Origin of the sequence: Paralysiella testudinis (genome assembly GCF_016894345.1) — a bacterium.
GTDB classification, from domain to species: domain Bacteria; phylum Pseudomonadota; class Gammaproteobacteria; order Burkholderiales; family Neisseriaceae; genus Paralysiella; species Paralysiella testudinis.
The window spans coordinates 406,679-429,039 of record NZ_CP069798.1 but is presented as its reverse complement, the minus strand read 5'-3'; the positions used below and the strand labels follow the sequence as shown (position 1 = coordinate 429,039).

Here is a 22,361-nt window from a genome sequence, read left to right as displayed (position 1 = left end):
GCCCCTGCCGATATTACTTAAATTGATGTGTATTGATTGATGGGACACAGACTGCCTGAAACGGCGTTAACGATTTTTCAGGCAGCCTGATTCTGTCAACATAAGGATAAAAACATGAGCACCATGCAAGCCATGCTAATCGACCGCTACGGCAAACAGCCGCTGCGCCAAGCCGAAGTGCCGGTGCCCGACATCGGCGCGCAAGAAGTGTTGGTGGAAATCCATGCCGCCAGTGTGAATCCGATTGATTTTAAAATCCGCGACGGCAAGGTTAAATTACTGCTGCAGTTTGAGATGCCGCTGATTTTGGGCAACGATTTTGCCGGCGTGGTGCGTGCGGTGGGCAGCGAGGTGCGCCGGTTTAAAGTGGGCGACGCGGTTTACGGGCGGCCGCGCAAAAGCCATATCGGCACCTTTGCCGAGTGGATGGCCGTGCACGAAGACGATATTGCCCCCAAGCCGACTAATCTGTCTTTTGAACAAGCCGCGTCCCTGCCGCTGGTGGGGCTTACCGCGTATCAGGCGTTCCACGATTTAATGCATTTGCAGGCGGGGCAAAAAGTGCTGATTCATGCCGGTGCCGGTGGCGTGGGCACTTTTGCCATTCAATTGGCCAAAAGCATGGGCGTGTTTGTGGCCACCACCGCCAGCGAAGCCGGTGCCGCGCTGGTGCAATCGCTGGGTGCCGACCAAGTCATCAATTATCGGCATGAAAACTTTGCCCAGAAATTGCACGATTATGATGCCGTGCTCGACACCCTCGGTGGCGAAACCCTGCTGCAATCGTTTGCAGTTTTGAAGCCGGGCGGCATGGTGGTGTCGGTGTCGGGCATTCCCGATGCCCGCTTTGCCCGCGAAAACCAACTGGGCAGCCTGAAAACCTTGCTGTTGCGCTTGGCCTCGGCCAAAATCACCCGCCAAGCCCGCCGCCATCAAGCCGAATACCGCTTTTTGTTTATGCAGCCCAGCGGCACGCAATTGCGCCAAATCAGCGCGCTGGTGGAGGCCGGTAAAATCGTGCCGGTCATCGACCGCACCTTTGCCCTTGCCGATGCCCAGCAAGCGCTGGACTATATGGAAAGCGGCCGCGCCAAAGGCAAAGTGGTGATTAAAGTTCGCTAGCATTCGGCCCGCACCCGCTTAAACCGTGCCGAATGGCCGCGAACGCGGTAAAATAGCGCCGAAATAAAGCCATAAATTATCAATAGGCTGCCTGAAAGCGGTATTAAATCATTTCAGGCAGCCTTTGCCCTGTCTACCAAAACCTTGCCGAGAGCACCATGATTAATCCTTTGTTTGCCTTGTCTCCCCTTGATGGCCGTTACGCCAAATCCGCCGAAGCCCTGCGTCCGATTTTTTCCGAATACGGCCTGATGCGTGCGCGGGTGCAGGTGGAGCTGGGCTGGCTCAAATCGCTGGCCGCCGAGCCGAAAATCACCGAAGTGCCGCCGTTTAGCGACTTCACCTTGGCTGAAATCGACCGCGTATTGGCCGAATTTTCGCTGGACGATGCCGAGGCGGTAAAAGCCATCGAAGCCACTACCAATCACGACGTTAAAGCGATTGAGTATTGGCTGAAAGAGCGTTTTTCCGGCGTGCCGCAAGTGCTGGATGCCAGTGAATTCATCCATTTTGCCTGCACCAGCGAAGACATCAACAACCTCTCGCACGCCTTGATGCTCAAGCAAGCGCTCACGCAAGTGGTGCAGCCGCAATTGGCGGCGATTACGTCTAAACTGCGTGAATTGGCGCACAGCCACGCCGCCGTGCCGATGATGAGCCGCACCCACGGCCAGCCGGCCACGCCCACCACTTTGGGCAAAGAAATCGCCAATGTACTGGCACGGCTGGCGCGCCAAACCGTCCAGCTCGACAAGCAGGAATTTTTGGGCAAAATCAACGGCGCGGTGGGTAACTACAATGCGCATATGGTGGCCTACCCGGATGTGGATTGGGAAGCCCATTGCCGCTATTTTGTGGAGCTGGATTTGGGGCTCACCTTCAACCCCTACACCATACAGATTGAGCCGCACGACTATATGGCCGAGTTTTTCCAAACCATCGGCCGCATCAACACCATTCTGATCGACTTTAACCGCGATGTGTGGGGCTATATTTCGCTGGGCTATTTCAAGCAAAAAGTGAAAGCGGGCGAAGTGGGCAGCTCCACCATGCCGCATAAAGTGAACCCCATCGATTTTGAAAACTCCGAAGGCAATTTAGGCATGGCCAACGCCGTGTTGGGCTTTTTGGCCGAAAAACTACCGGTTTCCCGCTGGCAGCGCGATCTCACCGACAGCACCGTGCTGCGCAATATGGGCGTGGGCTTGGGCTATGCGGTATTGGGCTGGACGGCACATCTGCGCGGCCTAAACAAGCTGGAAACCAATCCGGTGGCTTTGGCGGCCGATTTAGACGCCACTTGGGAATTGCTGGCCGAGCCGATTCAAACCGTGATGCGCCGCTATGCCGTGGCCAATCCCTACGAGCAGCTTAAAGCGCTTACCCGTGGCAAAGACGGCATCACCCCGGCGGCGTTAAAGCTGTTTATCGAGCAACTGGCCATTCCGGAAGAGGCCAAAGCCGCCTTGCTGGCACTCAGCCCGGCGCTGTATGTGGGCAAAGCCGAAGCCTTGGCACGGCGGGTGTAAGCGCTCGCCACCATGGCTCCACCCGGCGGCAGACAAGCCACTCAGGTAAAACCGGCTTGCTTTTATATCCTAGAGGAAATCAATATGGAACAGGTGGGCAGATTTTCAAACAAACGATTTAACGGATTGATATGGTTTGGTTTATTGGGTCTGGCCTTGCCTTTGCAGGCGCAGCCGGCATTATCGCCTTCGCCTACTTTGGCGCAAAACCTGGTCAAGCTGGCTCAAAACGATGAGTTTATGGATATGGGCCATGTGGCTGCGGCGCTGCAATTGCCGCAGTTGCCGGATAAGGCGGTTTGGTATGGCCCTATATACCAGAGCTCAGGAGCTCGTTTTTCGGCGGTGTATGATCCGCCGCCGGGAGATGAGCACATCACCAAAGTGGTATTTAGCTGGAACCCCGGCTACCGCAGCGGCGGTAGGGACGCCCCGCCGCAAATGTTCGCTTCTTTAAGGATTATCTTTGACGAGCAACATTGCCCCGCCGTGGCGCCGGTGGCACACGCCAGCAAACAAAAGCCGATGCCGGTGGTCATGCCGGTCAGCATGCATGATCCGGAGCAGAACACCTATACATTCTACAGTTTCGGTTTCCGTCGCCATGATGGCCAAACCAATACCAACTTGTATGTCGATCCCGGTCGCTGCGAGATTACCTTGAGCAGGGTGCGTGATTTCTGAACCTTGTGGCAGTGCGCTTCGTACCGGAATACTGTCTGCGACTCAGCTCAAAGAGAACGATTTACTGGGGTGCTGAAGCACCAATTAAACCAGTTCGGCCTTTTTAGAATGGGTGTCAGCAAGCAGGCACCGTAGCGCACCCGGCGGTAGGCAAGCCACTCAGGTAAAACCGGCTTGCTTTTATATCCTAGAGAAAATCAATATGGAACAGGCGGGCAGATTTTCAAACAAACGATTTCACAGTTTGATATGGTTGGGTTTATTGGGTCTGGCCTTGCCTTTGCAGGCGCAGCCGGCATTATCGCCTTCGCCTACTTTGGCGCAAAACCTGGTCAAGCTGGCTCAAAACGATGAGTTTATGGATATGGGCCATGTGGCCGCGGCGCTGCAATTGCCGCAGTTGCCGGATAAGGCGGTTTGGAGTGGCCCTATATACCAGAATGCCGATACCGATTTTTCGGCGGTGTATGATCCGCCGCCGGGAGATGAGCACATCACCAAAGTGGTATTTAGCTGGAACCCCGGCTACCGCAGCGGCGGCAGGGACGCCCCGCCGCAAATGTTCGCTTCTTTAAGGATTATCTTTGACGAGCAACATTGCCCCGCCGTGGCGCCGGTGGCGGATGCCAGCAAACAAACGCCCGCGGCGGTATCCTTGCCACCAAGCCCGCATGTTCAGAATGGGCGCTCATACACATTCTACAATTTTAATTTCCGTAGCCATGATGGCCAAACCAAGACAGATTTGTCTGTTAGTCCGACTGGCTGCGAGATTGCCTTGAGCAAGGTGCGTGATTTCTAAATCCTGTGGCTGCGCCGCTATCCTTTCCCTGCCAATCGGTGTAAAATCGCACCGTTTTCCACTGTTAGCCTGCCCGCCAGCGTGCAGGCTTTGTGTTATGGAACCCCCCAGTTCATTATTAATGTTTCTTTTGTTTTTGAACCCGTCTATCCGCTGACTGGCCAACGCCTGCCGTTGCCCGCAGCAACGGAGTGCGCATGAGCCAAAGCCCACTATCTCCTGTCCGTGATTTGGAACGCTTGAATCCGGATATCGATCGCATCCACGAGCTGGCCGAATCACTGCTGCCCGTTTACGCTCAAATCGAGCTGGGCGAAGCCTTACCTGATCCCGAACAAAACCAGGCACTGGTGGCCTTGATTGCCATCTTGCACGAGCTGCACCCGGCGGATATGGCCGTGGTGCTCGAATCGCTGCCGCTGCAAGAGCGCGTGCTGGTGTGGAAACTGGGGGCGCCCGAAGAAGATGGCGAAGTGTTGTTGGAAGTGTCGGAGCCGGTGCGCGAAACCCTGATTGAAGCCATGGACAAGGCCGAGCTCTTGGCCGCGGTAGACGATTTGGATGCCGACGAGCTGGCCGAGCTGGCGCCCGATTTGCCCAACCAAGTAGTGTACGAAGCGCTGAGCACGCGCGACGAAGAAGAGCGCGCCCAAGTGGCCGCGGCGATGTCGTTTGCCGACGACCAAGTGGGCGCGATTATGGACTTCGAGCTGGTGAGCATCCGCGCCGATGTGAGCTGCGAAGTGGTGCTGCGCTACTTGCGCCGTTTTGAAAGCCTGCCCGACCACACCGACAAAATCTTTGTGGTGGACGACGACGACATTTTGCAAGGCGTGCTGCCGATTCGCAAACTGCTGGTGGTCGACCCCGACACCCAAGTGGCCGACATCATGGTAGACGATGTGGTGGTCTTCCGCCCCGAAGACGATGTAGAAGAGGCGGCGCAAGCGTTTGAGCGCTACGACTTGGTGACCGCGCCGGTGGTGGATGCCAACAAAAAGCTGATTGGCCGCCTCACTGTAGACGAAATGGTGGACGTAATCCGCGAAGAATCCGAAGCCGATATGTTGAATATGGCCGGTTTGCAGGAAGAAGAAGACCTGTTTGCGCCGGTGATGGATTCGGTGAAAAACCGCTGGATGTGGCTGGCAATCAATCTGTGCACCGCCTTTGTGGCCAGCCGCGTGATTGGCGCATTTGAAGGCAGCATCGAAAAAATCGTGGCATTGGCGGCGCTGATGCCGATTGTGGCCGGCATCGGCGGCAATTCCGGCAACCAAACCATCACCATGATTGTGCGTGCCATGGCCATGGGGCAGATGACCGGCAACCAAGCCATGCACCTATTGCGCAAAGAAGAAGGCGTGGCGCTGGTGAACGGCCTGATTTGGGGCTCAGTGATGGGCGTGGTGGCGTGGCTCTTGTATGGCAGCCTTGGCATCGGCTTGGTGATGGTGGCAGCGATGACGCTCAATCTATTGCTGGCCGCTACCGTGGGCGTGTTGATTCCGGTGGCAATGGACAAAATGGGCCGCGACCCCGCCTTGGGCAGCAGCGTGCTGATTACCGCCGTTACCGACTCAGGCGGCTTTTTGATTTTCCTGGGGCTGGCCACGATATTTTTGCTGTAATGCTGGTTATAAAAGGCTGAGACTTTTGCAAAACCTCCGAAATCCTCTACATTTCCCTTTAAAGAAACGCAGAGGATTTCCCCCATGAGCAGCTTCTTTCAACAAACCGCCCAAGAGTGCATCGCCAAACACATCGATCGTTTCCCACGGCTCAAACTCGACCAAGTCCTCGACTGGCAACCCATCCAACAACACCTAGCCGCACAAAAAGCTCGCTACGTTCGCGATAACGCCGGCCGTCCCGCCTGCTGGATGTACTGGAGCAGCTGATTGGCAATGCCGTGGCCACCATTTCGAATGACTCCAGCGTGGAAATCAAAGAAGCCGCAGGCAAACAGGGCAGTGCCGATGTGTATGACCGCTTTATCCGCTACTGCCGCAGCGAAATCGCCATTGCCCTACTCGGGCAAGACCAAACCACCGAAAAAGACACCAACCACGCCAGCGCTAAGGCCGGGCTGGAAGTTACCGACGACATCCGTGACAACGACAGCCGCATTGTTGAAGGCTGCCTGAACCAATTGATTAACTGGATTTGCGCCCTTAATTTTGGTGAAAACGTGGCACGCCCCGCATTTGTACTCTACAGCGAAGAAGTGGACGACAAAACCTTGGCCGAGCGCGACCAGATTTTAAGCCAATGCGGCGTGCAGCTATCCAAAAGCTACTGGCAGCGGGCGTATAACTGGGATGACGGCGACATCGTGCAAGTGGATACCGCGGCAAAAGCGACGACGTCGTCACATTTCCAGCGTTGCCGAACCAATTACGACACCCGATGCGGGCATCGTAGTGGATAACATCGTGGCCGATACCCGACCCGTCCGATTTGTTTCATCCTGTGCAACACTGTTTCAATTTCCCCATCCCACCAAATCCGGCCACATCCTCCTTTATCCCATTTATCGCACTCACCCCTGTTTATTTATCTTAAAGGGTTTCAAGCTAACCGGCTAAAGCTGGTGGTCTTAACCTTAAATACACCCCGCTCTCAATTTTCCTGAATCCATTCCAATTGAAGCGGAGGTTTTCCTGCTTTCCTTAACCTGTGGTTTCTTGGTCGAATACTTGGGTTTTAGGGCGTGTCCTCAATTTAATTTGGGTTGAAAACTTACCTTAAAATTTACCAAAATGGTGGTGTCCTGAAAAGTATGCTGCTGAAAAAAGCAAGATCCAACAAGGTAAAAGTCATGGTGCAGGGAAATAAGAAACTATAGATAAACAGGGATTTTTCTGTTTCGCTTATGTAAATAATAGTCTTATTTTTTGCCTAAAATATAGGCAGCATACTTTTCAGGACACCTCCTACCAAAATTAGGGTCTGTTCACAATTACTTGTCATACCCTTGAATAAAAAAGAAACGCAGGCATAAAAGGAAGTTCTCACCCTCCCCCAATACACCTGCGATGCCCCGTACACTACTCAAAGATGAACATTGGACGAAGCTGTTACCTATTCTGCGTGATTTGGGTATTTATAGCAAACCCAATTTGCGCAGAATTCTTGAAGGCATACTTTACAGAATAAGAACCGGCATACCGTGGCGGGATTTGCCCGAGTATTTCGGCAAATATCATACTGTTTATACCGCTTATAACCGTTGGTCAGAAAAAGGCATTCTTACTGCAATCTTGAAACAGCTCAGCCAAGAGAGTGACTTGGAGTGGGTAGCCATAGACGGCAGTTATATCCGTGCTCACCAACACTGCGCCGCAGCCTCAGCGCTCAGTGCGCAACAGGATCACGCAATCGGTATGAGCCGAGGCGGCAGAACCAGCAAGATTCATCTGGCTGTAGATGCTGCAGGCAATCCGGTTGAGGTTATCGTTACTGCGGGCAATATCCATGATGTCACCGTTGCACCGGAGCTGCTTGACAACATCAACCTTGCCGAAACTGAGTTGGTTAATGCGGACAAAGGTTACGATTCAGACCGGCTCAGGGAGCAAATAGAGCAAAGCGGTGCGAAAGCCAATATTCCCTATAAAAGCAATAGGGAAGAGAAAAATAAAGACATGGACTGGTATTTATATAAAATCAGGCATTTGGTAGAGAATGCCTTTTGCCGTTTGAAACATTTCCGAGCGATTGCCAGCCGTTACGATAAGCTGAAACGTAACTTCCACAGTACGGTTTTATTGGGGTGCATTGTGATGTGGTTACCTTTATGACAAGTAATTGTGAACAGACCCTAGTTGCTTTATTAAGAAATAAATTGCAGCTGTGCGTAAATTTTTGGCCTTTTAAGAGCAAAAAAGGCTAATTTTAGGGGGCTTTACAAATTGAGGACACGCCCTAGAGCAATGTCCTTTCTTTTGCAACTACGTTCGGCTTTTAGTTGAGAGCGGGGTTAAATATGGAAATAAATAGATGTGTTATTTCAGTTGTTTTGGTTATAATTAACATCCCTATACCTTTTATTGAATGATGGAATCCCATCTTGCGCATCTTCACATCTTTTTTGGTGCAATCACGTTTGTATGGCGGCTTGCTGTGGGCAACGCTGCCGTTTTTTGTATCAGCACAATCGTTGGAGTCGGTTTTATCGCGGGCGCTAGTGAATGATCCGCAGCTACTGGAGGCCAGAGCCAATCAACAAGGGGCCCTGAATGCGATGAAAGCCACACAAGCCGGGCACTATCCGGTTTTTTCACTGGTCGGCAATCAGGTGTTGGCGCGGCAATACAGCGATGGTAGCAATGATCAAAGCAAACGATTCAATCCCGGTGTGAAAGGGGCATTGAATCTTTATGCTTGGGGCGGCATCAATGCTGCGGTTGATCGGGATCGTGCCAAAGAGCGTTATTTTGACCATAAATACGATGAAACGCGCGAGGAGTTGGGCAATACCATCGGCCAGCTTTATTTGGCAGCGCTGCGGGCAAAAGAATCACTACACGTGATGCAGCAAAATTTGGAACGGCACGATAAAATTATTCATGACTTGAATATCATCGTGAAATACGATGCTGGGCGCCGTTCCGAGCTAACTCAGGCCAAATCACGCCGTTTGCAGGTAGAGTCGAATATGGCGCAAACGCAGCGTAGTTTGGATTTGGCACTCAGCCGTTTGGCCAGATACACTGATGCGCCGGTTTTGGTGGCTGATTTGCAGCCGCCTTTTGCTAATTTAACGCCCAATGAATTAATCACGCGTTACCAAAACCCTCAATTAACTGCCGTACCCGGCTATTTAGCCCAAGCAGCCGAATTGGAAAGCACCCGTGCTAATTTAAAAGTCAGCAAAGCCTCTAGGCTGCCTGCATTAAATTTAGAAGGGCAAATTACACGGGATAAAAAAGAAGCCTATTTGAATTTTTCGTGGAATTTTTTTGACCAAGCTGCACGCTATTCGGTGGCACAAAATGCGCAAACCCTAATTGCTGCCGAATCACGCCTCACGCAGATGTTGCGTGAAATCACCGAACAATCACGTACTGCCGAAACCGATATGCGCCAAAGTAGTCGCCGTGCCGCATTAACCTTGTCTCAGATTGCGGCTCAGGCAGAGGTGGTTAAAAGCTATGAATTACAATTTAAAATTGCCCGCCGCAGTTTGATTGATGTATTAGATTCTTACAATGAATTGGCCAGTGTAGAATTAGCACATGTGGTAGCAGAAAACGATTTCCGTGATGCCGCGCTAACTTACTTGCGTGCACAAGCGCAAATAGCCTCTTGGGCAGGTGTTGGAAATGTCGCTTATTCGCATGCTGACACCTTAAGTGAACCTAAGTCAGTAGAAAACCACAAACCGCCTTCTTCAAAGCAAAGCTTAGGAACCACACCGATAGCACAATCGGCATCGGATGCTGATAACATGGCTGCTGAGACGCGGCAAAATCAAAATAGTGCTTATTTCACTGCCGAATCTAGCGGCAGTACTGATAATAATATTAATAAATTCTATCAAAACCTTAATAAACCATGAAATCTATTATCGAACATTTGGCTTTGGCCACGCAGCTACATGGTGCGCCTGTAGCAGAGGCTGCACTCAGCGCTGAGGTGGTGCGTACGCCCGGTCAGGGGATCAATTATCACGCCTTGGCAGAAGTATTGCGCAGCCACGGTTTTGAAAACAGCCTATCACAGCGCAGCTTAGCGGATATTCCGTCGCTGGCATTGCCGGTGGTGCTGATTTTGCAACAACAGGAAGCGGCAGTATTGGTGCAGATTGATGGCGTGGGCAACGAGCGTATTTATACTTTACGTCAAGCCGATGGCTTGCCGCAGCAGCTCACACATGCGCAATTGCAGGCACGTTATTTGGGCTATTGCTGGTTTATCAAGCCCAAAGTAGCCACTGATTTGCGTTCGGATCTGCCAGAATATCATTTGCCTAAAGCTTGGTTTTGGAAAGTGATTTGGCGCTTTAAGCCTTATTATTATCAAGTGGTGTTGGCCACGTTTATCATCAACTTTTTGGCGTTGGTCAGCTCCTTGTATGTAATGAATGTGTATGACCGCGTTATCCCAAACCGCGCTTATGAAACTTTGTGGGTATTGAGTATCGGCGTGATATTGGCCATTACGTTTGAGTTTGTGGCGAAGCTAATCCGTGGTCATCTCACCGATATTGCCGGTAAAAAAGCCGATTTAATCATCAGCTCAGCACTGTTTCGCCGGGTGATGGCATTGCGTTTGGCCGAGCGCCCGGCCTCTGCCGGTTCTTATGCCAATAATTTGCGCGATTTTGAATCGGTACGTGATTTCATGACCAGTGCCAGCTTATTGGCTTTGGTGGATTTGCCGTTTTTATTGCTGTTTGTCGGCGTGATGTTTTTAATTGCGGGCAAGCTGGCGCTGGTGCCCTTGGTTATTATTCCAGTGGTGATTATTGTTGGCTTTTTAGTACAAAAACCGCTGGCCAAATACATTAATGAATCCATGCGTGAAGGGGCGCAGCGGCAAGGCTTGGCAGTAGAAGCAATTGAAGGCATTGAAACCTTAAAAACCAACAATGCCACCAATTGGGCGCAGCAAAGGTGGGATTTTTATACGGCGAAAACCTCGGCCTCCTCCATTAAAGTTAAAGACATCAGCAATTTCACCGTTAATTTTGCAGTGGCGATGCAGCAATTGAATACGGTATTTTTGGTGTTATACGGCACTTATCTGATTCACAGCGATAATCCGGCAGAAAAAATCACTATGGGTGCACTGATTGCAGCTGTGATTTTGTCCGGTCGTGCCTTGGCACCTTTAGGCCAAATTGCCGGTTTGGCCACCCGCTTTCAGCAAGCACGGGTGGCCTTGCAAGGCGTTAACGCCATTATTGAGCGACCGATAGAGCGCTTGCCTGATCGTCAATACATCAGCTTAGACTACATGCAAGGCAGTATCGTATTTAACCGGGCTGTGTTTGGTTATCAGAAAGACGCGCCGCCAGCCCTGAAAGAATTTAACCTGCGTATTCAGCCGGGTGAAAAAGTGGGTATCTTGGGGCGCATCGGCAGCGGCAAAACCACCATGCTTAAGCTGGCGGCAGGTTTGTATGAAGCGCAGCAGGGCAATGTCTGCATTGATGATGTGGATACCCGTCAGCTTGATCCTAGCTATCTGCGCAACCAAGTTGTTTTGTTAAGCCAATCACCACGGCTGTTTTTGGGTACGCTACGTGAAAATATGGACTTAGGCCGCAGCGATGGTTTTTCTTCTGATCAAGATTTGCTTCAGGCGCTGCAGCGCTTTGGCTTGGCCGGTATTATCCGCTCACACCCGCGCGGCTTAGATATGCCATTGGGAGAAGACGGTTTGGGCTTGTCTGGCGGGCAGAAACAAATCGTGGCACTGGCGCGGCTAACTTTGAAACAACCGCGCGTAGTGCTGTTAGATGAACCAACCACCGGTTTGGATCAAGGCACCGAAAACATGGCCTTGCATGCACTGGCTGAATGGAGCCGTGAGAAAACCTTAGTGGTGGTGACCCATCGGCCGCAAGTATTACAAATTGTTAGTCGCATTGTAGTGGTTGACGGTGGCCAAGTGGTCATGGACGGCCCCCGTGATGCTGTATTGAAAAAGCTGATGGAAAACGAAGCGGCGGCTCAGCAACAAGCACAAGCAGCAGCGCAGCAACCAAACCAGGCATAATTAAAAACCCTTCTATACAAGGCTGCCTGAATAGATTTTCAGGCAGCCCCACAGCTGAATACTTATATATATAGAGTGATAATGTAAACATGAGCAGCAAATCCACGCCTCCGCCAGAAAATTTCAAGCAAAGCGACTTGAAACTCATTAACGATCTGAACGCTGCGCTGCAGAAAGAAAAGCACAGCGGCATGTTTTGGATGATTATTTTCTTCTTTGTATTCCTTGTGGTTTTTGTTATCTGGGCTTACAACAGCAATATTGAAGAAGTCACACGCGGCCAAGGCAGCATTATTCCCAGCAGCCGCGAGCAAATTGTACAGAGTCTAGATCCGGGCGTAATTATTGAAATGAGAGTGAAAGAGGGCGAGGTGGTTGAAAAGTCACAGGTATTATTGCGCTTGGATGATACTAGAAGCTCAGCCATTTTTCGCGAAAGCGAGGCCAAAGTGGCCAACTTGGAAGCCATGGCCGCACGGCTGCAAGCCGAGTCATACGGCACCGCGTTGGCCTTCCCGCCCAACACTCCACCAGAGCTGGAACAGCGTGAGCGTGCCGCCTATGTTGCCCGCAAACGTGCCGTTACCGACGCCGTAGCCGGTTTGCGGGAAGGCAAAACCAGCTTGGATAAAGAAATTGCGATTACCAAGCCAATGGTTGCCCAAGGCGTGATGTCTGAAGTAGAGCTATTGCGTATGCAGCGCCAGTCTGCCGATATGTCGCTGCAAATTGCCGAACGGCAGAACCGCTATGCCGCAGACGCCAACAACGAATTGGTGCGTACCGAATCCGAATTGGCACAAGCCCGTGAAAACATGGCCATGCGAGCAGACCCGGTTGAGCGCAGCACCATCTATGCCCCCATGCGCGGCGTGGTGAAAAACATCCGCATCAATACCGTGGGTGGCGTAGTATCTGCGGGTCAAGATATTTTGGAGCTGGTGCCGCTGGATGACAAACTCTTGGTTGAAGCCTATATCCGCCCGCAAGACGTCGCCTTTGTTCGCCCCGGGCTGCCTGCAGTGGTAAAAGTAAGCGCTTACGACTATGCCATTTATGGTGGCCTAGAAGGCAAAGTAACCTTAATCAGCCCCGATACCCTGCACGACCAGCGCCGCCCCAGTGACCTGAAATTAGATCCCAATGAGGCTTATTACCGTATTTTGGTGCAAACCGACACCAATAGCTTGAAAGATAAAAACGGCAAAGCCATGCCGATTATTCCTGGCATGATTGCCACGGTAGACATTAAAACCGGTGAAAAAACCGTGTTCCAGTATCTGATTAAACCTATTACCCGTTTGAAGCAGGCATTACGGGAGCGGTAATTGAAATATATTAAATATATTATATGAATTGCTAAAATATATTAACATCGATGAAAAATTCATATAGAATATAATGTACTGTATATGCTTTTTACAATGTTTTGCAAATACTGCTTTGGTAATTGGCAAGTAAAGCATTAAGCAATGTGCCGGTTTCTTTTCAGTGCGTTGGCAAAGTATTTTTGCTTTTGGTGGATGTGTTTGAAAGTTTCTTATTCTTATAATGTAAACCATGAATCCATCAAAATGTATTTGAATTTAAGCTGGTTGTGGCAAGCCACCCACCATCTGCTGTAATAGCTGGTTTTGGTCAAGGTGCTTTGGCGCTTAAGCTGCCGGGTTTTAATGTCACTGAATCTGAGAGTTTGGTGACGATACTTGCATAAATAATAATGCTATTGCATTTTAATATGGTTGAATTTGTAGGGTATTCATACATTGACTAACAGTTTTTATAAAATAGGGGCATTTATGTTCAGAAAAATCAATTTATTAGTGACAGCTTTGGTTCTGATAACCAGTGGTTGTGCCATCTCACAAAACCAACCGGCAGAGCAGTGGCAGAATTTTTCCAGCACATCTGCTCAAGTGCAACCGGTGGCGGAAAATAAAGCAGGAGCGGTATTTATACGCCCGGCAAATGGTTTGGCAGGGGAGGCTGTGAACGTGTTTGTGGATGGCCAGTATTTGGCGTCACTGCTGCCGGGCGGCTACCGTCAATTGTTGCTATGCCCCAAAGACAGCCGGCTGAGCGCGGCATTTACCAATGTCAATACCCATTACAAAGAAAAACAACAAGGAAAACTATTCAGACTGACTGAAGGTGATGTGAGTTATTTTGAAATCACACAAGATGCCCAAGGTCAGCCAAGCTTGGTTCAAATTGACCAAATAAATGCACAGGCACTGCTGCAAAATGCCAAAGAGCAACAAAGCGGGCTTTCCCGGGTTGGTGAAAACACGGAATGTACCACTGTTGCGGTGCAAACTTATACTTTAAATGATGAGGTATTTTTTGCATTTGATCAACACCAAGCTGCTGGCATGGTTGATAAAGACCACCAGAAAATCAATATCATCGCCAGTCATATTCGGCAAAACGTAAATAAAATCCAAATGATTGTTATTGAAGGCTACACTGACCCGGTAGGCAACGATAGCTACAACCACAAACTGTCACAAGCTCGCGCCAATGCCGTCAAACAGCAATTTTTAAAATTGGGTATTTCTGCCGATTTGCTTCAGGCTCGGGGCAAGGGCAGCACCAACTTGGTGATAAATAACTGTGCCAACCAACATCCTCATAATAAAGCCATGCGCAATATGTGCAATCAGCCTAATCGACGCGTTATGGTGATTGTTCATGGCAAACATCAATAAATCACAGATTAACCTATTCCATTACTATTAAATATATTTGAAATCAAAGCTGATACTGCTTTGTTCTAATAAAATTTCATCTGAAAATTATTCTTATCTTAAAGGTATTCATTATGGCTATTCAAAATATTACTGTAAAAATCAACAATGCCGAACAAACAGTCCAAACCTACAAAGTAGCTGGTGGTAACGGTGGTGTTGGCAGCCAAGGCAAGCCGTTGGTTATCCAAGCTCAAGCCAATGTTCGCTACGAGTTGGTAAACGATGCCACACACTTTGGCCCGGAAAATATTGCGGTTAAACGCTCTGGCCAAGATTTATTGATTGCATTTGAAGGTGGTAGCGTTGATGCACCGGATTTGATTATCGAAGATTACTATAAAGATAATGGTGCATTAGGCTATAACGAAGGCAGTAATAATCTCGTGGTAGGCCAACATCAAAGCGGAGCCTATTATGCCTATATCCCGGAAAGCGGCAATGCGGCCGATGCTATCAGCGTATTGGCTAATCATGCATTAGCAGGCCAAGTATTGGGGGGTGTTGAATTGACCAGTCCGTGGTGGCTGGCTGCTGCGGCAGGCGGTATTTCTCCTTGGGCTGCAGCATTGGCCGGCTTGGCTGTAGCCGGCATTGCTGCGGCAGGCGGTGGTGGATCTGATGGCTCATCACAAAAACCTGCACAAGATACCACCGCCCCGGACGCCCCGACAGCCGACATCAGCAAAGACGGCACTACCGTAAGCGGTAAAGCTGAGCCGGGTGCCACCGTTACGGTTAAAGATGCCAATGGTAAAACCATCGGCACCGGTACTGCTGACGACAAAGGTGACTACAGCATCACCATTCCGGTGCAGCCGGAAGGCAGCAAGCTGCCGGTTAGCGCCACAGATAAAGCAGGTAACGAATCGGGTGCGACCAATGTAACCGCCCCGGACGTAACCGTCCCGACAGTCCCGACAGCCGACATCAGCAAAGACGGCACTACCGTAAGCGGTAAAGCTGAGCCGGGTGCCACCGTTACGGTTAAAGATGCCAATGGTAAAACCATCGGCACCGGTACTGCTGACGACAAAGGTGACTACAGCATCACCATTCCGGTGCAGCCGGAAGGCAGCAAGCTGCCGGTTAGCGCCACAGATAAAGCAGGTAACGAATCGGGTGCGACCAATGTAACCGCCCCGGACGTAACCGTCCCGACAGTCCCGACAGCCGACATCAGCAAAGACGGCACTACCGTAAGCGGTAAAGCTGAGCCGGGTGCCACCGTTACGGTTAAAGATGCCAATGGTAAAACCATCGGCACCGGTACTGCTGACGACAAAGGTGACTACAGCATCACCATTCCGGTGCAGCCGGAAGGCAGCAAGCTGCCGGTTAGCGCCACAGATAAAGCAGGTAACGAATCGGGTGCGACCAATGTAACCGCCCCGGACGTAACCGTCCCGACAGTCCCGACAGCCGACATCAGCAAAGACGGCACTACCGTAAGCGGTAAAGCTGAGCCGGGTGCCACCGTTACGGTTAAAGATGCCAATGGTAAAACCATCGGCACCGGTACTGCTGACGACAAAGGTGACTACAGCATCACCATTCCGGTGCAGCCGGAAGGCAGCAAGCTGCCGGTTAGCGCCACAGATAAAGCAGGTAACGAATCGGGTGCGACCAATGTAACCGCCCCGGACGTAACCGCGCCGAGTGCGCCGACGGTTAGTGGGGAGCCAACGGCGAAGTAACTGTGGGTTTGCCGGCGGATGCCAAACCGGGCGACAAGGTAACGGTTCAAGTAACACCGGAAAACGGCACTGCCGCAGTGCCTGTGACCCTGACCAAAAATGCCGACGGCAGCTGGACTTCGGACAACACGGACACTATTCCGAGCGTAGTCGCAGGCGGCACCACCGCGACCATTCCTGCCGACAAAGTGGCCGATGGCAGCACTGTTAAGGCAACGGCGCAAGACGCTGCGGGCAACCAAAGTGCCGAAGGCAGCACAACAGCCGGATCGAACCCAAGCGTGGCCATTGATAAGGTTGCGGGCGATGACGTAGTAAACAAAGCAGAAGCTGCTGCGGGTTTCAACGTTACCGGCACAGGTAAAGAAGGCCAAACCATCGTATTGACCGATGCGTTGGGCAATAAGGTTGGTGAATCTGTGGTTAAAGCTGACGGCACTTGGAGCATTCCGGTAAGCCAAGCGAATATCACCGCAATGGGCGAAGGCGCGGACAAACTGACGGCGACGGTGAAAGGCAGTAGCGTATCAGCGGCCAAGGAAATCAGCGTAGACACCGTAGCGCCGAGTGCGCCGACGGTTAGTGGGGAGCCAACGGCGAAGTAACTGTGGGTTTGCCGGCGGATGCCAAACCGGGCGACAAGGTAACGGTTCAAGTAACACCGGAAAACGGCACTGCCGCAGTGCCTGTGACCCTGACCAAAAATGCCGACGGCAGCTGGACTTCGGACAACACGGACACTATTCCGAGCGTAGTCGCAGGCGGCACCACCGCGACCATTCCTGCCGACAAAGTGGCCGATGGCAGCACTGTTAAGGCAACGGCGGAAGACGCTGCGGGCAACCAAAGTGCCGAAGGCAGCACAACAGCCGGATCGAACCCAAGCGTGGCCATTGATAAGGTTGCGGGCGATGACGTAGTAAACAAAGCAGAAGCTGCTGCGGGTTTCAACGTTACCGGCACAGGTAAAGAAGGCCAAACCATCGTATTGACCGATGCGTCGGGCAATAAGGTTGGTGAATCTGTGGTTAAAGCTGACGGCACTTGGAGCATTCCGGTAAGCCAAGCGAATATCACCGCAATGGGCGAAGGCGCGGACAAACTGACGGCGACGGTGAAAGGCAGTAGCGTATCAGCGGCCAAGGAAATCAGCGTAGACACCGTAGCGCCGAGTGCGCCGACGGTTAGTGGGGAGCCAACGGCGAAGTAACTGTGGGTTTGCCGGCGGATGCCAAACCGGGCGACAAGGTAACGGTTCAAGTAACACCGGAAAACGGCACTGCCGCAGTGCCTGTGACCCTGACCAAAAATGCCGACGGCAGCTGGACTTCGGACAACACGGACACTATTCCGAGCGTAGTCGCAGGCGGCACCACCGCGACCATTCCTGCCGACAAAGTGGCCGATGGCAGCACTGTTAAGGCAACGGCGCAAGACGCTGCGGGCAACCAAAGTGCCGAAGGCAGCACAACAGCCGGATCGAACCCAAGCGTGGCCATTGATAAGGTTGCGGGCGATGACGTAGTAAACAAAGCAGAAGCTGCTGCGGGTTTCAACGTTACCGGCACAGGTAAAGAAGGCCAAACCATCGTATTGACCGATGCGTCGGGCAATAAGGTTGGTGAATCTGTGGTTAAAGCTGACGGCACTTGGAGCATTCCGGTAAGCCAAGCGAATATCACCGCAATGGGCGAAGGCGCGGACAAACTGACGGCGACGGTGAAAGGCAGTAGCGTATCAGCGGCCAAGGAAATCAGCGTAGACACCGTAGCGCCGAGTGCGCCGACGGTTAGTGGGGAGCCAACGGCGAAGTAACTGTGGGTTTGCCGGCGGATGCCAAACCGGGCGACAAGGTAACGGTTCAAGTAACACCGGAAAACGGCACTGCCGCAGTGCCTGTGACCCTGACCAAAAATGCCGACGGCAGCTGGACTTCGGACAACACGGACACTATTCCGAGCGTAGTCGCAGGCGGCACCACCGCGACCATTCCTGCCGACAAAGTGGCCGATGGCAGCACTGTTAAGGCAACGGCGCAAGACGCTGCGGGCAACCAAAGTGCCGAAGGCAGCACAACAGCCGGATCGAACCCAAGCGTGGCCATTGATAAGGTTGCGGGCGATGACGTAGTAAACAAAGCAGAAGCTGCTGCGGGTTTCAACGTTACCGGCACAGGTAAAGAAGGCCAAACCATCGTATTGACCGATGCGTCGGGCAATAAGGTTGGTGAATCTGTGGTTAAAGCTGACGGCACTTGGAGCATTCCGGTAAGCCAAGCGAATATCACCGCAATGGGCGAAGGCGCGGACAAACTGACGGCGACGGTGAAAGGCAGTAGCGTATCAGCGGCCAAGGAAATCAGCGTAGACACCGTAGCGCCGAGTGCGCCGACGGTTAGTGGGGAGCCAACGGCGAAGTAACTGTGGGTTTGCCGGCGGATGCCAAACCGGGCGACAAGGTAACGGTTCAAGTAACACCGGAAAACGGCACTGCCGCAGTGCCTGTGACCCTGACCAAAAATGCCGACGGCAGCTGGACTTCGGACAACACGGACACTATTCCGAGCGTAGCCGCAGGCGGCACCACCGCGACCATTCCTGCCGACAAAGTGGCCGATGGCAGCACTGTTAAGGCAACGGCGCAAGACGCTGCGGGCAACCAAAGTGCCGAAGGCAGCACAACAGCCGGATCGAACCCAAGCGTGGCCATTGATAAGGTTGCGGGCGATGACGTAGTAAACAAAGCAGAAGCTGCTGCGGGTTTCAACGTTACCGGCACAGGTAAAGAAGGCCAAACCATCGTATTGACCGATGCGTCGGGCAATAAGGTTGGTGAATCTGTGGTTAAAGCTGACGGCACTTGGAGCATTCCGGTAAGCCAAGCGAATATCACCGCAATGGGCGAAGGCGCGGACAAACTGACGGCGACGGTGAAAGGCAGTAGCGTATCAGCGGCCAAGGAAATCAGCGTAGACACCGTAGCGCCGAGTGCGCCGACGGTTAGTGGGGAGCCAACGGCGAAGTAACTGTGGGTTTGCCGGCGGATGCCAAACCGGGCGACAAGGTAACGGTTCAAGTAACACCGGAAAACGGCACTGCCGCAGTGCCTGTGACCCTGACCAAAAATGCCGACGGCAGCTGGACTTCGGACAACACGGACACTATTCCGAGCGTAGTCGCAGGCGGCACCACCGCGACCATTCCTGCCGACAAAGTGGCCGATGGCAGCACTGTTAAGGCAACGGCGCAAGACGCTGCGGGCAACCAAAGTGCCGAAGGCAGCACAACAGCCGGATCGAACCCAAGCGTGGCCATTGATAAGGTTGCGGGCGATGACGTAGTAAACAAAGCAGAAGCTGCTGCGGGTTTCAACGTTACCGGCACAGGTAAAGAAGGCCAAACCATCGTATTGACCGATGCGTCGGGCAATAAGGTTGGTGAATCTGTGGTTAAAGCTGACGGCACTTGGAGCATTCCGGTAAGCCAAGCGAATATCACCGCAATGGGCGAAGGCGCGGACAAACTGACGGCGACGGTGAAAGGCAGTAGCGTATCAGCGGCCAAGGAAATCAGCGTAGACACCGTAGCGCCGAGTGCGCCGACGGTTAGTGGGGAGCCAACGGCGAAGTAACTGTGGGTTTGCCGGCGGATGCCAAACCGGGCGACAAGGTAACGGTTCAAGTAACACCGGAAAACGGCACTGCCGCAGTGCCTGTGACCCTGACCAAAAATGCCGACGGCAGCTGGACTTCGGACAACACGGACACTATTCCGAGCGTAGTCGCAGGCGGCACCACCGCGACCATTCCTGCCGACAAAGTGGCCGATGGCAGCACTGTTAAGGCAACGGCGCAAGACGCTGCGGGCAACCAAAGTGCCGAAGGCAGCACAACAGCCTGATCGAACCCAAGCGTGGCCATTGATAAGGTTGCGGGCGATGACGTAGTAAACAAAGCAGAAGCTGCTGCGGGTTTCAACGTTACCGGCACAGGTAAAGAAGGCCAAACCATCGTATTGACCGATGCGTCGGGCAATAAGGTTGGTGAATCTGTGGTTAAAGCTGACGGCACTTGGAGCATTCCGGTAAGCCAAGCGAATATCACCGCAATGGGCGAAGGCGCGGACAAACTGACGGCGACGGTGAAAGGCAGTAGCGTATCAGCGGCCAAGGAAATCAGCGTAGACACCGTAGCGCCGAGTGCGCCGACGGTTAGTGGGGAGCCAACGGCGAAGTAACTGTGGGTTTGCCGGCGGATGCCAAACCGGGCGACAAGGTAACGGTTCAAGTAACACCGGAAAACGGCACTGCCGCAGTGCCTGTGACCCTGACCAAAAATGCCGACGGCAGCTGGACTTCGGACAACACGGACACTATTCCGAGCGTAGTCGCAGGCGGCACCACCGCGACCATTCCTGCCGACAAAGTGGCCGATGGCAGCACTGTTAAGGCAACGGCGCAAGACGCTGCGGGCAACCAAAGTGCCGAAGGCAGCACAACAGCCTGATCGAACCCAAGCGTGGCCATTGATAAGGTTGCGGGCGATGACGTAGTAAACAAAGCAGAAGCTGCTGCGGGTTTCAACGTTACCGGCACAGGTAAAGAAGGCCAAACCATCGTATTGACCGATGCGTCGGGCAATAAGGTTGGTGAATCTGTGGTTAAAGCTGACGGCACTTGGAGCATTCCGGTAAGCCAAGCGAATATCACCGCAATGGGCGAAGGCGCGGACAAACTGACGGCGACGGTGAAAGGCAGTAGCGTATCAGCGGCCAAGGAAATCAGCGTAGACACCGTAGCGCCGAGTGCGCCGACGGTTAGTGGGGAGCCAACGGCGAAGTAACTGTGGGTTTGCCGGCGGATGCCAAACCGGGCGACAAGGTAACGGTTCAAGTAACACCGGAAAACGGCACTGCCGCAGTGCCTGTGACCCTGACCAAAAATGCCGACGGCAGCTGGACTTCGGACAACACGGACACTATTCCGAGCGTAGTCGCAGGCGGCACCACCGCGACCATTCCTGCCGACAAAGTGGCCGATGGCAGCACTGTTAAGGCAACGGCGCAAGACGCTGCGGGCAACCAAAGTGCCGAAGGCAGCACAACAGCCTGGATCGAACCCAAGCGTGGCCATTGATAAGGTTGCGGGCGATGACGTAGTAAACAAAGCAGAAGCTGCTGCGGGTTTCAACGTTACCGGCACAGGTAAAGAAGGCCAAACCATCGTATTGACCGATGCGTCGGGCAATAAGGTTGGTGAATCTGTGGTTAAAGCTGACGGCACTTGGAGCATTCCGGTAAGCCAAGCGAATATCACCGCAATGGGCGAAGGCGCGGACAAACTGACGGCGACGGTGAAAGGCAGTAGCGTATCAGCGGCCAAGGAAATCAGCGTAGACACCGTAGCGCCGAGTGCGCCGACGGTTAGTGGGGAGCCAACGGCGAAGTAACTGTGGGTTTGCCGGCGGATGCCAAACCGGGCGACAAGGTAACGGTTCAAGTAACACCGGAAAACGGCACTGCCGCAGTGCCTGTGACCCTGACCAAAAATGCCGACGGCAGCTGGACTTCGGACAACACGGACACTATTCCGAGCGTAGTCGCAGGCGGCACCACCGCGACCATTCCTGCCGACAAAGTGGCCGATGGCAGCACTGTTAAGGCAACGGCGCAAGACGCTGCGGGCAACCAAAGTGCCGAAGGCAGCACAACAGCCGGATCGAACCCAAGCGTGGCCATTGATAAGGTTGCGGGCGATGACGTAGTAAACAAAGCAGAAGCTGCTGCGGGTTTCAACGTTACCGGCACAGGTAAAGAAGGCCAAACCATCGTATTGACCGATGCGTCGGGCAATAAGGTTGGTGAATCTGTGGTTAAAGCTGACGGCACTTGGAGCATTCCGGTAAGCCAAGCGAATATCACCGCAATGGGCGAAGGCGCGGACAAACTGACGGCGACGGTGAAAGGCAGTAGCGTATCAGCGGCCAAGGAAATCAGCGTAGACACCGTAGCGCCGAGTGCGCCGACGGTTAGTGGGGAGCCAACGGCGAAGTAAC

At 52.7% G+C, this 22,361-nt stretch carries 25 protein-coding genes and 1 pseudogene; all 26 read left to right on the top strand.

Features of this window, described 5'->3' with window-relative positions; all coding sequences use genetic code 11:
- Nucleotides 1-114 precede the first annotated feature (114 nt).
- The 26 genes and pseudogenes from JQU52_RS02335 to JQU52_RS02210 all read left to right on the top strand — a co-directional run bounded on the left by JQU52_RS02335 (nt 115) and on the right by JQU52_RS02210 (nt 22,360).
- On the top strand, nt 115-1,122 hold the full coding sequence (locus tag JQU52_RS02335) for an NADP-dependent oxidoreductase (RefSeq protein ID WP_230339564.1): 1,008 nt from the start codon (nt 115-117) through the stop codon (nt 1,120-1,122).
- 158 nt (nt 1,123-1,280) lie between these two features.
- Nucleotides 1,281-2,651 carry an adenylosuccinate lyase gene (gene purB, locus JQU52_RS02330; RefSeq protein WP_230339563.1) on the top strand — a complete coding sequence of 457 codons (1,371 nt, stop codon included), beginning with the start codon at nt 1,281-1,283 and terminating at the stop codon, nt 2,649-2,651.
- 12 nt (nt 2,652-2,663) lie between these two features.
- On the top strand, nt 2,664-3,335 hold the full coding sequence (locus JQU52_RS02325; RefSeq protein WP_230339562.1) for a hypothetical protein: 672 nt from the start codon (nt 2,664-2,666) through the stop codon (nt 3,333-3,335).
- A 244-nt stretch (nt 3,336-3,579) separates the two neighbouring features.
- Nucleotides 3,580-4,137, top strand: coding sequence for a hypothetical protein (locus JQU52_RS02320; protein ID WP_230339561.1), 558 nt, complete (start codon nt 3,580-3,582; stop codon nt 4,135-4,137).
- A gap of 197 nt (nt 4,138-4,334) precedes the next feature.
- Nucleotides 4,335-5,768, top strand: a complete 1,434-nt coding sequence (gene mgtE / locus JQU52_RS02315) for a magnesium transporter (protein WP_230339560.1) — start codon at nt 4,335-4,337, stop codon at nt 5,766-5,768.
- Nucleotides 5,769-5,852: 84 nt separating this feature from the next.
- Nucleotides 5,853-6,014, top strand: a pseudogene (locus JQU52_RS02310) (IS5/IS1182 family transposase); the annotation flags it as partial.
- Between the two features lie 35 nt (nt 6,015-6,049).
- Nucleotides 6,050-6,568 (top strand): phage portal protein family protein, encoded by a 519-nt coding sequence (locus JQU52_RS02305; protein WP_230339559.1) that lies wholly within the window; start codon nt 6,050-6,052, stop codon nt 6,566-6,568.
- 607 nt (nt 6,569-7,175) lie between these two features.
- On the top strand, nt 7,176-7,940 hold the full coding sequence (locus JQU52_RS02300; RefSeq protein WP_230339558.1) for an IS5 family transposase: 765 nt from the start codon (nt 7,176-7,178) through the stop codon (nt 7,938-7,940).
- 269 nt (nt 7,941-8,209) lie between these two features.
- Nucleotides 8,210-9,700 (top strand): TolC family protein, encoded by a 1,491-nt coding sequence (locus JQU52_RS02295; protein ID WP_230339557.1) that lies wholly within the window; start codon nt 8,210-8,212, stop codon nt 9,698-9,700.
- A complete protein-coding gene (locus JQU52_RS02290; RefSeq protein WP_230339556.1) occupies nt 9,697-11,865 on the top strand; it encodes a type I secretion system permease/ATPase in 2,169 nt (722 codons plus the stop codon). Before JQU52_RS02295 ends, JQU52_RS02290 begins: the two co-directional genes overlap by 4 nt.
- Before the next feature lie 89 nt (nt 11,866-11,954).
- Complete coding sequence (locus JQU52_RS02285) at nt 11,955-13,193, top strand: HlyD family type I secretion periplasmic adaptor subunit (protein ID WP_230339555.1); 1,239 nt, start codon at nt 11,955-11,957, stop codon at nt 13,191-13,193.
- 471 nt (nt 13,194-13,664) lie between these two features.
- Nucleotides 13,665-14,573 carry an OmpA family protein gene (locus JQU52_RS02280; RefSeq protein WP_230339554.1) on the top strand — a complete coding sequence of 303 codons (909 nt, stop codon included), beginning with the start codon at nt 13,665-13,667 and terminating at the stop codon, nt 14,571-14,573.
- Nucleotides 14,574-14,686: 113 nt separating this feature from the next.
- A complete protein-coding gene (locus JQU52_RS02275; RefSeq protein WP_230339553.1) occupies nt 14,687-16,309 on the top strand; it encodes an Ig-like domain-containing protein in 1,623 nt (540 codons plus the stop codon).
- 2 nt (nt 16,310-16,311) lie between these two features.
- Entirely contained in the window at nt 16,312-16,914 is a 603-nt protein-coding gene (locus JQU52_RS02270; RefSeq protein WP_230339552.1) for an Ig-like domain-containing protein, read from the top strand.
- A 2-nt stretch (nt 16,915-16,916) separates the two neighbouring features.
- Nucleotides 16,917-17,519, top strand: coding sequence for an Ig-like domain-containing protein (locus JQU52_RS02265; protein WP_230339551.1), 603 nt, complete (start codon nt 16,917-16,919; stop codon nt 17,517-17,519).
- Nucleotides 17,520-17,521: 2 nt separating this feature from the next.
- Nucleotides 17,522-18,124, top strand: coding sequence for an Ig-like domain-containing protein (locus JQU52_RS02260; protein ID WP_230339545.1), 603 nt, complete (start codon nt 17,522-17,524; stop codon nt 18,122-18,124).
- Nucleotides 18,125-18,126: 2 nt separating this feature from the next.
- The gene (locus tag JQU52_RS02255) at nt 18,127-18,729 is read left to right on the top strand and encodes an Ig-like domain-containing protein (RefSeq protein WP_230339545.1); all 603 of its coding nucleotides are present in this window, start codon (nt 18,127-18,129) and stop codon (nt 18,727-18,729) included.
- A 2-nt stretch (nt 18,730-18,731) separates the two neighbouring features.
- The gene (locus JQU52_RS02250) at nt 18,732-19,334 is read left to right on the top strand and encodes an Ig-like domain-containing protein (RefSeq protein ID WP_230339550.1); all 603 of its coding nucleotides are present in this window, start codon (nt 18,732-18,734) and stop codon (nt 19,332-19,334) included.
- A 2-nt stretch (nt 19,335-19,336) separates the two neighbouring features.
- Nucleotides 19,337-19,939: an Ig-like domain-containing protein gene (locus JQU52_RS02245; RefSeq protein WP_230339545.1), complete on the top strand. Its 603-nt coding sequence runs from the start codon at nt 19,337-19,339 to the stop codon at nt 19,937-19,939.
- Between the two features lie 2 nt (nt 19,940-19,941).
- Nucleotides 19,942-20,208, top strand: a complete 267-nt coding sequence (locus JQU52_RS02240) for a hypothetical protein (RefSeq protein WP_230339547.1) — start codon at nt 19,942-19,944, stop codon at nt 20,206-20,208.
- Between the two features lie 12 nt (nt 20,209-20,220).
- Nucleotides 20,221-20,544, top strand: coding sequence for an Ig-like domain-containing protein (locus JQU52_RS02235; RefSeq protein ID WP_230339546.1), 324 nt, complete (start codon nt 20,221-20,223; stop codon nt 20,542-20,544).
- A 2-nt stretch (nt 20,545-20,546) separates the two neighbouring features.
- Nucleotides 20,547-20,813, top strand: coding sequence for a hypothetical protein (locus JQU52_RS02230; protein WP_230339547.1), 267 nt, complete (start codon nt 20,547-20,549; stop codon nt 20,811-20,813).
- A gap of 12 nt (nt 20,814-20,825) precedes the next feature.
- On the top strand, nt 20,826-21,149 hold the full coding sequence (locus tag JQU52_RS02225; RefSeq protein WP_230339546.1) for an Ig-like domain-containing protein: 324 nt from the start codon (nt 20,826-20,828) through the stop codon (nt 21,147-21,149).
- Nucleotides 21,150-21,151: 2 nt separating this feature from the next.
- The gene (locus JQU52_RS02220) at nt 21,152-21,442 is read left to right on the top strand and encodes a hypothetical protein (protein ID WP_230339549.1); all 291 of its coding nucleotides are present in this window, start codon (nt 21,152-21,154) and stop codon (nt 21,440-21,442) included.
- Nucleotides 21,432-21,755, top strand: a complete 324-nt coding sequence (locus JQU52_RS02215; RefSeq protein ID WP_230339546.1) for an Ig-like domain-containing protein — start codon at nt 21,432-21,434, stop codon at nt 21,753-21,755. The genes JQU52_RS02220 and JQU52_RS02215 overlap by 11 nt, the downstream gene beginning before the upstream one ends.
- Nucleotides 21,756-21,757: 2 nt before the next feature.
- The gene (locus JQU52_RS02210) at nt 21,758-22,360 is read left to right on the top strand and encodes an Ig-like domain-containing protein (protein WP_230339545.1); all 603 of its coding nucleotides are present in this window, start codon (nt 21,758-21,760) and stop codon (nt 22,358-22,360) included.
- Nucleotide 22,361: the final 1 nt, after the last annotated feature.